This window comes from Aquimarina sp. I32.4, assembly GCF_002924285.1.
GTDB lineage: Bacteria > Bacteroidota > Bacteroidia > Flavobacteriales > Flavobacteriaceae > Aquimarina.
Genome location: NZ_PGUB01000034.1, coordinates 17,061 through 28,361, shown reverse-complemented (window position 1 = coordinate 28,361; position 11,301 = coordinate 17,061). Strand labels below are relative to the sequence as shown.

The 11,301-nt window shown below is 32.1% G+C and carries 10 protein-coding genes and 1 riboswitch; of the genes, 1 reads left to right on the top strand and 9 read right to left on the bottom strand.

Features of this window, described 5'->3' with window-relative positions; all coding sequences use genetic code 11:
* Window positions 1-181: 181 nt before the first annotated feature.
* On the bottom strand, window positions 182-382 hold the full coding sequence (gene thiS, locus CVD18_RS09640) for a sulfur carrier protein ThiS (protein ID WP_103865232.1): 201 nt from the start codon (window positions 380-382) through the stop codon (window positions 182-184).
* Between the two features lie 86 nt (window positions 383-468).
* Window positions 469-566: riboswitch (TPP riboswitch) on the bottom strand.
* A gap of 53 nt (window positions 567-619) precedes the next feature.
* Window positions 620-2,803, bottom strand: a complete 2,184-nt coding sequence (locus tag CVD18_RS09635; RefSeq protein WP_103865231.1) for a TonB-dependent receptor — start codon at window positions 2,801-2,803, stop codon at window positions 620-622.
* 346 nt (window positions 2,804-3,149) lie between these two features.
* Between CVD18_RS09635 and CVD18_RS09630 the strand changes: the two genes are divergently transcribed.
* Complete coding sequence (locus CVD18_RS09630) at window positions 3,150-5,579, top strand: ATP-binding protein (RefSeq protein WP_103865230.1); 2,430 nt, start codon at window positions 3,150-3,152, stop codon at window positions 5,577-5,579.
* Here the strand turns inward: CVD18_RS09630 and CVD18_RS09625 are convergent.
* From CVD18_RS09625 to CVD18_RS09595, 7 genes are all read right to left on the bottom strand, one after another.
* Window positions 5,576-6,931 carry a sigma-54 dependent transcriptional regulator gene (locus CVD18_RS09625; RefSeq protein ID WP_103865229.1) on the bottom strand — a complete coding sequence of 452 codons (1,356 nt, stop codon included), beginning with the start codon at window positions 6,929-6,931 and terminating at the stop codon, window positions 5,576-5,578. The genes CVD18_RS09630 and CVD18_RS09625 overlap by 4 nt on opposite strands.
* Before the next feature lie 391 nt (window positions 6,932-7,322).
* On the bottom strand, window positions 7,323-7,658 hold the full coding sequence (locus CVD18_RS09620; RefSeq protein WP_103865228.1) for a hypothetical protein: 336 nt from the start codon (window positions 7,656-7,658) through the stop codon (window positions 7,323-7,325).
* Window positions 7,659-7,840: 182 nt separating this feature from the next.
* Entirely contained in the window at window positions 7,841-8,242 is a 402-nt protein-coding gene (arfB, locus tag CVD18_RS09615) for an alternative ribosome rescue aminoacyl-tRNA hydrolase ArfB (protein ID WP_103865227.1), read from the bottom strand.
* Window positions 8,239-9,804, bottom strand: a complete 1,566-nt coding sequence (locus CVD18_RS09610; RefSeq protein ID WP_103865226.1) for a DUF4301 family protein — start codon at window positions 9,802-9,804, stop codon at window positions 8,239-8,241. The genes arfB and CVD18_RS09610 overlap by 4 nt, the downstream gene beginning before the upstream one ends.
* A 4-nt stretch (window positions 9,805-9,808) precedes the next feature.
* Window positions 9,809-10,369: an AAA family ATPase gene (locus CVD18_RS09605; RefSeq protein WP_103865225.1), complete on the bottom strand. Its 561-nt coding sequence runs from the start codon at window positions 10,367-10,369 to the stop codon at window positions 9,809-9,811.
* Window positions 10,330-10,962, bottom strand: coding sequence for a nicotinamide riboside transporter PnuC (gene pnuC / locus CVD18_RS09600; RefSeq protein WP_103865224.1), 633 nt, complete (start codon window positions 10,960-10,962; stop codon window positions 10,330-10,332). The genes CVD18_RS09605 and pnuC overlap by 40 nt, the downstream gene beginning before the upstream one ends.
* Window positions 10,946-11,206 (bottom strand): hypothetical protein, encoded by a 261-nt coding sequence (locus CVD18_RS09595; protein WP_103865223.1) that lies wholly within the window; start codon window positions 11,204-11,206, stop codon window positions 10,946-10,948. Before CVD18_RS09595 ends, pnuC begins: the two co-directional genes overlap by 17 nt.
* Window positions 11,207-11,301 lie beyond the last annotated feature (95 nt).

Genomic DNA, 11,301 nt, shown 5'->3' with positions numbered 1-11,301 from the left:
TAACGTTTTGATATATGTATTTAGTAGCTATCTGGCATATGCCATTTTTTTATTACAAACCTACTTTGTTCATTAAAAGATGTATTACAGCTCAAACTGTTTTAAAACATAGCAACAATGCTATGTTGTATCAAATTTAAACTTCATAACAAATTCTAATGCAAAGCATACAAACTAATCTTTATCCTCCTTGAGTAGCTTTTATAATGGTTACCTGATCTTCTTGTTGCAAATGGGTCTTACTCCAATTTTCTTTTGCAATGATCTCATTATTAACCGCTATTGCTATCCCCTTGGTCACAATATTTAATTGTTCTAACACGATAGATATTGAGCTATTTTCTGAAATAGATTGTTGTTTATTATTAATGTTTATGGTCATTTCTTAAAAAATTAATTCCATAAACTTTAGGCAGTATTTACCTATTTTGAAGAAGAAAATTCACATAAATAGACATCGTATCTATATATGTGAAATTAACTTTTCCCTTCGCCGGTACTAACCGTGTCAGGTTCAAAGGGTTTTTCTCAGAATTCGCATCGCAAATCCACCCCTAAAGCTTATGTTGTAAAAGTAATGAAACTCAAGCTTAAAATTACTTTTAAGCTTGAGTTTTTATTAAAATTTTAATGTTGCTCCCAGCAAAAAGTTAATTCCTGCTTGTGGATAAAACCCTGTACCTTCATTAGTTGTTACTGCTCCAGTATCTTCATCTCGATCATCATAGGTGTAAAAATACCCATTGGATTCATAGGTTGCATCAAAGATATTATTTACCAATCCTGTTAATACTATTGACTTGAATACTGGGATGTTTTTGATTTCATAAACAATGTTCAAGTCATTTACAAAGAATCCATCTAACTTAGAGTTTTCACTATCTATATTACCCATATATTGTTCTCCAACATACTTAGAGAGAAACCCTAATTGAAGGTTTTTTAAAGGGCTATAAACAATCATATTACCTGCTACAATATTTGGAGAGTAAGATAGGTTTGTATCTCCAAGGTTGATTAAACTTCCATTCTTTGAAGTAACAAAATCTCTATTCTTATTGGTACTTAATGCAATATTAGGCTTGATGGCAAACTTATCAGAAAGAGTAATGTTTGCATCAATTTCGATCCCCAAACGATAGCTTTCTCCACTTGTCTCTCTAATCGGATTACCTACATCGTCTAGGGCTCCTGTAAGCACTAATTGATCTCTATACCACATATAGTACACGTTGGTATTAACTTCTATCTTATTTTTTGCCAATCTCCACCCTAATTCTATATCATTCAATCTTTCTTCAGTATCTATTCCTTTTTCAAAATCACTTCTTCTGGGCTCTCTATTTGCTCTGGCATATGACACATACATATGATTCGAGTCATTAAATTGATATGTTGCTCCTAATTTGGGATTAAAAAACTCATAACTTTTATCAACTTCCAGAGGAATACGATCAGAAGTTTGACCTGTTGACTCATAACTTACAAAACGCCCTTGAAGATCCAAAAAGGCACTCCATTTTTCATTAACTCTATAAGTAGTTTTACCAAAAAAGGTAATTTCATCTTTCTTTCCATTTCCAAAATAGTATTGATCTCTTAATTCAGAACCTCCACCATTTTGAGCCCATATTACTTCTCCAAAATGATCTCCATCATAGAGGCTATAAAATCCTCCAAAATCTATATCTACTTGATCATTTTTATAATTGGCAGATGCATTAATTACATAATAATCATTATCTAACCATTTACGACGTACCAAATCTGTTGTATTGATTGTATCTACACTACTTATAACAGGAGTAAAATCATAGTCTGCAAAATCTTGATCTTCTTTGTATTGTTCAAAAAAACCTCTTCCATAGGTATAGTTCAAACTTAGATTTGTAGACCAGTTTTTATTATATTTCTGATTCCAATGTAACTGATAATGATCTTGTTTATAATCATCTACTTCATTATCATAAAAACGTGTTTCTCCGTTTTCATCTGTATATTCTCCTACAGGGTTAAATGTTCTATTTTCTTTTAATGTTTTTTCATCTATTCCGTCCCATGCTTGATATGTTACTTCATGGCCTCCAAAGGTAATTGCTTTTACCAGTGTGTTATTACCTACATAAGCTCCCTGCAAAAAATAAGATTTCAAATCAGAAGAAGCGCGGTCTACATACCCATCAGAAGCAATAGCTGATAAACGCCCTGCAATTTCAATATTGTTATTGATTAACCCTGTACTAAATTTTACATTATGTCTTCTTGTTGCAAATGATCCAAATGAATTTGATATTTCTGCATTGGCAATTTCTGAAACCGCATCTGTAAGTATATTTACACTTGCTCCAAATGCTCCTGATCCATTGGTAGAGGTTCCAACGCCTCGTTGTAATTGAAGACTTTCTATAGAAGAGGCAAAATCTTGCAAATTCACCCAAAAAATACCTTGACTCTCTGCATCATTATATGGAATACCGTTTAAAGTTATATTGACTCTTGATGCATCACTACCCCTGACTCTAATAGAGGTATATCCTATTCCTGCTCCTGCATCTGATGTTGAAACTACAGAAGGGAGATAATTTAATAAAAATGGAACATCCTGACCAAGATTACGCGTTGCAAGTTCTTCTTTTGATACATTAGAATGAGTAACAGGAGAATCTGCTTCTACGCGTACTGATTTTACTAAAACCTCATCTAATTTTTCAATTTCAGATTGAATTGAATCTATTTGTTTTTCCTGAGCTATTAGATTTACGCTCAATAAGAAAATTGCGAGATAAAATAATATATTTTTCATTCGTAAACATTCTATACGAATAAAAGGGGTTATTATTCAGTTTTAAAAATAGTTATTTAAAATGTTTTAAAAAAAAACTTTCCAATTTTATGTTGCTTACCATTTATAAAATCATGGTCTAGCGGTCCCTTGGCAGCATTATCCGCCCAGGTTCATTGGGTATGATCTCAGCCATTCATCGTAAAAAGTAAAGAGTTGAAAAATGTGTATACACATACTCTTACCTCAAAACTAAGAAAAGCACCCCTTTGAGATTTCTGCGCAAAAGTAATATGTTTTATTGATTTATTGTAACTTTATTTATTGTAAAACAATGCTTCTAGTTTTTTGAAGTTATAAAGGGATCATGAAGAATACAAAAAGATCGGTTACTTTCAAAATTATAGCAGGCTATCTTTTGGCTGGAGTACTTGCTGTCACTACTTTTTGGGTAATTCGCCAACAGTTGAATAACTATACTCAAATTGCAGAAATCAAAAACCAAAACAACGAAAAACTCTTTCTTGTAGGAGAAGCTATAACTGGTCTATATGAGGCAGAAAGCTTAACCAGAAATATTATCCAAACTTCTGATGTCAAGAAATTCGCTACTTATAAAACTAAAATAGATACGATACTTAAAACAATCAATAAGGTTTCTGAGATATCTTATGACACCCTACAAACTCGAAAAATTGATAGTATTAAATATCTTATTGATAGTAAAAACAAAAACCTCGAAGCTCTTATTAAAATTTATGAGCAACGAAAACAAAAAGGGTTATATGAAACTGCTATTGATGAACTCAAAAAAGTAAATAAAAGTTTTGACGGGTACACCAATTACAACATTCGATTTAAAGAGTATGATCCTCGTACCAGAAGGAAACTAATCAACATTTTAGAGTTGACCAAAAAGGATAATGCCAAACGGTTAACAAATCAAACTGTTGATTCTCTCGCAACTTCTGTAAGGCAAGTCCTTACCGAACTTGAACAAAAAGACAAAAAATACCGTCGTGAGATCACACAAAAAGAGAATAATCTTCTTAAAAATGATCAGATCATCACAAAACAATTAAGAGATTTGCTTGCGGCTATAGACCGAAATGAAAGAAACAGATATCTAACTCGTCTTGAAGCTTCAAATCAAGTACTTAACAATACTTCTGATATCATTCTTATTATTGCTGCAATCAGTTTTTTGATTGCTATTATATTTCTCTTTTTGATCACCAAAGACGTATCAAAGAGTCAAAAATACAGGAATGAACTTGAAGCGGAAAAAACATATACAGAAACTCTTTTAAAAACCCGAGAATCTTTGATTAATACGGTCACCCATGATTTACGATCTCCTCTAAACACGGTTATTGGTTATTCTGATTTACTAGAAAGAACAGGGCTAGATAACAAGCAGAGACATTATCTTGGGCATCTCAAAAAATCATCTGATTACATTCTTCATCTAGTAAATGATCTCCTTGATTTATCCAAACTAGAAGCAGAAAAAATGATTATCGAAGAATTACCTTTTTGCCCAAAAAAGTTAATAGAAGATACAATATCTGGTGTTATTCCTATTGATGATAAAAAAAATATAAAAATCAATATCATAACAGATCCTCAATTAAAAAAACAATATCTAGGTGATCCGTTCAGAATAAAACAAGTACTAACAAATCTGGTAAATAATGCATATAAATTTACTGATGAAGGGGCCATAACTATTGAAAGTAAAACTACAGAAAATGGTTTATCTGAAAAACAATTGGTTATATCTGTAAAAGATACTGGAATCGGGATTACAAAAGAGCAACAGCACCATATTTTTGAAGAGTTTTCTCAAGGTGATGATACTACCGAAAAAAGGTATGGTGGTTTTGGATTAGGGCTTGCTATTACCAAGAAAATAATCAAACTCTTACGTGGTAAAATCGAATTACATAGTACCCCTGGTATTGGTAGTGAATTTATCTTTTATATCCCTCTCAAAGGGTCAGATTTATTAACTCCAGAGGAGGAACCAGAAATTACAAAAATACAGAATTTCACAAATAAGAAAGTATTGATTGTTGATGATGACCCAAGCCAATTAGCATTGACTAGTGAAGTGGCCTCACTGGCAGGATTAACCTATGATTTATGCAAAAATGGTGTTGAGGCTCTTTCTCTATTACAAGATAATTCTTATGACCTTGTACTTACTGATATACAAATGCCAAAAATGGATGGGTTTATACTTTTACAATCTATAAAAAGTAATACAAATCACACTAATTTACCTGTTATTGCTTTATCGGGTAGAACTGACACTTCTTTTCTAGAATATCAAAAAGCTGGGTTTGCTGGTAGTTTACAAAAACCATATGCCCCCAAGGAGTTAATTGACCTTATCGCAATAGTTATTAATATCAACTTGGCAGACGACTATAACAGTACAACAAATAATGATTCCTCTGATGAGGAATATTCTCTTAACGACCTAATGCTCTTTGCTCATGGTGACTCTGAGTCTCTTTATACCATTCTTGATACATTTTATGAAAGTACTATCGATAATCTCCATCAGTTAAAAAAAGCAGTGAAGAAAAAAGATATTTCTCAAATTAAAAAGATTGCTCACAAAATGCTTCCTATGTTTAAACAGATCAAAGCAAAAGAGGTTGTGCCTATTCTTAAAAAATTAGAACATCCTGAGAAATACCATCTCAATAAAGACGTCATTCTAAAAACAACAAGTGATAGCATCAAAAAAATCGAAGGCTTAATTGATAAATTAAAGATCGAAAACTAAAGGCTAATATCGTATTGTTTTAATTTATTGTATAGTGTTTTACGATCAATAGAAAGCATTCTAGCTGCTTTAGCCTTATTTCCATTTGATTTTTCTAAAGCATCAAGAATTAATTCTTGTTCATTTTGATTTTTAAACAAACTATAGGTTTGTTTTGAATTATGAGATGCATATGCTATATCATTAGGCAAAATACTTAATACAATCATATCTCCCTGCGAAAGAAGAACGGAGCGTTTTACAATATTTTTTAATTCTCTTAGATTTCCTGGCCAATTATATTTTTTGAAAGCTTCTAGTACTTCATCAGCAAAACCTACAACATGTTTTTCTAATTCTATATTTGATTCCTCAAGAAAATGGTTTGCAAAGAGCATTAAGTCTTCTATTCTATCTCTCAAAGGTGGAACTTTGATTGAAAATTCATTCAATCTATGATACAAATCTTCTCTAAAATCACCTTCTTTTACAGCATGACTAAGATCTTCATTGGTTGCTACAATTACCCTAATATCTACTTCAATTTCTTTATTACTCCCTACAGGTTTAATCTTACGTTCTTGAAGCGCTCTTAACAACTGAATCTGTAATTCATAACTCAAATTACCTATTTCGTCAAGAAAAAGAGTTCCACCGTTTGCAGCTTCAAAATGACCAACTTTATCATTTACAGCTCCTGTAAAAGATCCTTTGATATGCCCAAAAAACTCGCTAGACGCAATTTCCTTAGGTATTGCTCCACAGTCTACAGCCACAAAAGGCTTATCGGCACGTTTACTCGCTTTATGAATACTACTTGCCACATATTCTTTACCTGTACCACTATCTCCCATAACCAAAACAGACATACGGGTTGGAGCAACAAGCGCCACGTATTCATTTAGCTTTTTTGAGGCATCACTTACTCCTCTCACAAAAGAAGCAGCTGTTTTTTTTGATGTATTTTGAGTGCCGTTTACTTCTTGTTTATTCGACACTACGCCAGTAGTAGCATTGCTTTTTAATGCTTTTTCTATAGTTTGAAGTATCGCATCTGGATTAAATGGTTTTGAAACATAATCAAAAGCCCCTTGTTTTATTGCGCTAACTGCCTTATTCACTTCTGCATACCCTGTCATGATAATAACCTGAGTTTCTGAGCTATTCTCTAGAACTTCATCTAATATGGCAATCCCATCTATATCAGGCAATCTCACATCTGTTAGTACAACATCAAAAGTTTCTTTATTTATTTTCGGGATAGCTTCATTACCCGAAAATGCTGTAAACACCTCATAATCTTTCTTTTGCAAAAATGTTTTTAACATTGTACAAAAGGCCACATCATCTTCAATGATAAGTATTTTAGACATATTTTATAATTTAATGTAATCGATGAGAGGTATTTGATTTTCACATCGAAACCCATTATTTAATTTCTTAAGTATTAAATAATCGTACTATTTCTCTTTGCTATACAAAACAGGGATCTTTTCTAAACACTATTATTGCTTAGACATCTTTCTGTTTTCACAAGAATGACATCAACTATCAAACAACCAGCTTATAGTCAACCTATACTATAATAAATCTAGGTAAATTTATGTAACTAGAAAGCTACATTGTATAAAATTACGATTTAAAAATCTTAGTTGGAATAAAAACATAAAAAAAGAGACCCTTGGGATTGAGCCTCTTTTTTAGCACTAAACAACTTTATATCGTCCTTGGTTGCAAAACGATATTCTTTTTCTACCCCTAGATTTAAGATTTATTGTTGTTTGGCCTTATCCATTTGCCATTAGTACTTGCAAATACAATTTTTATACTGTCATTCTCATCTTGTAGGACGATCTTGTACGTATTATCTTTTGATATATATACTTTAACAATCCTTAAATCACGAAAATCTCTAGCCGCTGCTTCTTGGATTGATAATGGCAATTCTACAATATTGATTTCAGTATATTCTTGTTGTTCATATTCGTATTCTCGGAATCCGAGATCATCTTCTAGGACAGCTAATTCATCCTGAGCTACAACACCCTGCGCCGAAAAGATACTTACTACAATCGCTACTATCATTGGTAACTTTTTCATTTTGGGTTAACTGAATTATTTTTACTCTTATATAAAGAGTAATAATTGTTCCAAACACAGTTATTTCACAACAAACATCACAAAATACTGGTTTTCAGTTTATTAAAAATAAAAGCGTATTCAACAAAAAACAGTTACACATGTAGAATCCACACAAAAGTGTAGAAATATTACTCGATTTTTTAGAAAAGTGGTTTTTTGCGATTTGCTTTCTTTAATGACTTCTTTTGTTTGTCTTCTACGCGTTTTTTTATAGCAGCTTTTGAAGGTTTGGTTGGCTTCCTTTTTTTAGGTATTTGAAGATTAGCTCTAAGTACGTCTAATAACCTTTTTATTACCATCTCTTTATTCCTATGCTGACTTCTACTATCACCACATTGTAATAATAAAACTCCTGACTTGGTCAATCGTGAAGATAATTTTTGAGAGAGTCTTAATTTTTCATCATCGGTACATCCTTTTGATGTCATTATATCAAAAGTTAATTCAATTTTTGAAGACACCTTATTTACGTGCTGACCTCCTGCCCCTGAACTTCTAATAGCTTTAAACTTTAATTCATTAATAATTACCGAAGTATTCATGAAAAAAGTGTTACCTGATGAGCCGATTTAAGCAAATCATTTACTGTCTTTACAGGGTTAAACGTTGTAAGAGGCACTTCTACAAAAACACTAATCCAATTTGACATTGCTCCATTCCATAATCCAGGAAGTTCTAATGCTTTTAGGATTTTGCCATCCATCGTTTTTTCTGTGATAAATCCAGCTTCAGGATCTACATATTGAAGTAAATCAAACTTCTTGCCTTGATAGTCTCGCACTCCACACACCAAATCTACTGGGTTAAAATGGGTTGCACGCCCCAGAATATCAGCTTGTCTACGGTCTGACGTATCTATTTGAGGGGCTTCGATAATTTGCAAAACCTGCCTTCCATTTTCATCCTTAACCCAAAACGGTCCTCCACCTGGCTCTCCCTCATTAATTACCATTCCACAAACACGAATAGGTCTATCTAGGGATTCTCTCAAGAATTGAAGTTTATATTTCTCAGAAAATTTATCAAAATCCAATGGTAATCTCACATTAAGCTGTTTTACCAAGAATTTCTTTATATCTATCAATTCTGCTTCTGATGGATTCTCTTGATCAATTGCATTTAATATTCTAAACACCTCATCCTGAACCTCGGTCAATTTACCTGCTAATATCTTCTTATAGGCAGAAACTTCATCTTGATATTTACGCACCACAACGTTATCTATATTTTTTATATAAATAATATCTGCATCCAAATCATTAAGGTTTTCAATCAAAGCCCCATGCCCTCCAGGTCTAAACAAAAGAGAACCATCTTCTTTTCTAAAAGGTTCATTATCCTCTGTTACCGCTATAGTATCTGTTTCTGATTTTTGAAAAGAATATGTAATTCCAAAACTTGTATTGGTCTTTTTTTCTACTCTTTTTTTAATTCTTTCAAACTCTTCTTTAAAAGCTTCGAGGTGATCTTTGGAAATAGTAAAGTGTAAGGCTGATTCTCCTTTATCATTAGTATTATATCCCGCTGCTTCATACAAATGTTCTTCAAAAGAGGTTGAAACACTATCTGTATATTTATGAAAAGGAAATAACCCTTTAGGAAAAGTACCATAATTCAAACCTTTTTCCTTTAGCATCATTTCTACAAAAATATACAATTGTTTTCCTTCAGAGAGAGATTGAAATTTTGGATATGCATTTTTTACCTTTTCCATAATTGTGGCATAGAACGGAAACTTCTCTAGGCCTATAAGAAAAAGTCGTATTGCGTTTGCTTTTTCGTGATTAGTATAAGAGTTTAGACTCTCTTTCTTAAAGTCATAGTTATCAAGAAATCTAAACAAATCTTTAAACATCCGGGTCGCTGCACCAGAAGCGGGCACAAACTTTATTGTCTCTAGATTTTCAACCCTAGAATCATATAACTTAGTAAGTTCTGATTGATAATGTTCTGATAGTTTTAAAATCCCGTTATCCAATGTTGCAGCACTTCGTAAAGCAACAAAAGGAATCTCATTCTTAAAAATTTCTATTTGTGAAAACACTTTATCTACGGTTAACCCTTTTGATTTGATTAACTTTATATCTTTATCTGTTATATTCACTTTTCTATATTATTAGTTGGCTAATATGTCTTATTGCTTGCTCAAAACGAGACGTTTTGTCTCCTTTTATAACAATATACGGAAGATTATTATGCTCTAGACATTCTTTAAATCTCAAAAACATTTCCTCTCTCTCATGGGGCTTATCTCTCAGGTCATCAGCAACCCAAGGTATGTCAATATAAGTCAAAAGATACAAATCATAAACATTTTCTAATGAAATTTTGTTAAGTTTTTCAGGTACTGCTCCATCATAATAAGCTTCTGAATACACTTTTAATTCTAAAAGATTGGTGTCACAAAACAAAATCTTATTTGCTTTTGTAGCTGCTTCATTTTCTAATCTCATTTGCTCTTCTCCAATAGGGATTAGGTCATCAAAAACACATACCTTTTTAGTTTTATTCCATTTTTCTTGTAGATATTCCCGCATATACTCAGAAACACATTGTGTATCATAATATGATGCCAATTGCTGGGATAGTGTAGTTTTACCAGTACATTCTGGGCCAAACAGCACTACTCTTATGCAATCACTGGGGTGTTGTCTAAGTTTTTCTTCCATGTAATATATCCAAAAATTGCAATTACGGTAAATAATAAATACTGTAGACTTGTAAATGTAAATCCTTTATAAAAATATAATGGCACCGAAATAATATCTCCAATAATCCAAAATATCCAATTCTCTATTTTTCTTTTTGCCATGAGCCACATTCCAACAAAAAATATTGCTGTAGTCAAAGTATCAATATATGCTGGCCAATCATTCAGTTTATCAAAAACAACATAAACCCCAAATACAAAAAGGATCGTCATAATAAATATTATTATAGCTACGTTATCTTCTTCAGAAGTTGTTTTAGAAATAGGGGTAACACTTACTTCATTTACTTTTCGAGTCCACACATACCATCCATAAATACTCATTATAAAATAATACACATTAATCATCATATCACCCAGTAAGGACCATTCTAATAACAAATACACATAAATAGAAGTGCTTATGATCCCAGCCGGGTACACCCATATCTTATTAAACCAAGCAAAGAGCACACTTAAGAATCCTAAAAATGCAGCAATAATTTCAAGTGTTATATGCAAATTTGAATATTCTGAATACTGTCCGAAGAAAAAATCAAAAAAAGGGCTCATAATCGCTTCTATTACTTTTTATCATTTTCATATGTACTAAAACATGATCCATAGCACCAAATGCTTTTTTTATTTCCTGAGTAAGAAAAATCATCAACTTATCATACTCGCCATAAACCTGAGTACTTAAAGGGTTTTCTAAAACTGTAAAATCAGACGCACGTAAACATTTTATAAAACGCATGATATGTTCTTCAAAATTATTTTGAAGTGGAGTTAGGGTCAGCTCTATTGATACTTGCATCGTCTTTATAATAATATATAGTTACAAAACTACGAAAGTAAGTATTGTCAATAATTTAAACCTAAAATATCTCATAGAAATCTACTTAACAAATA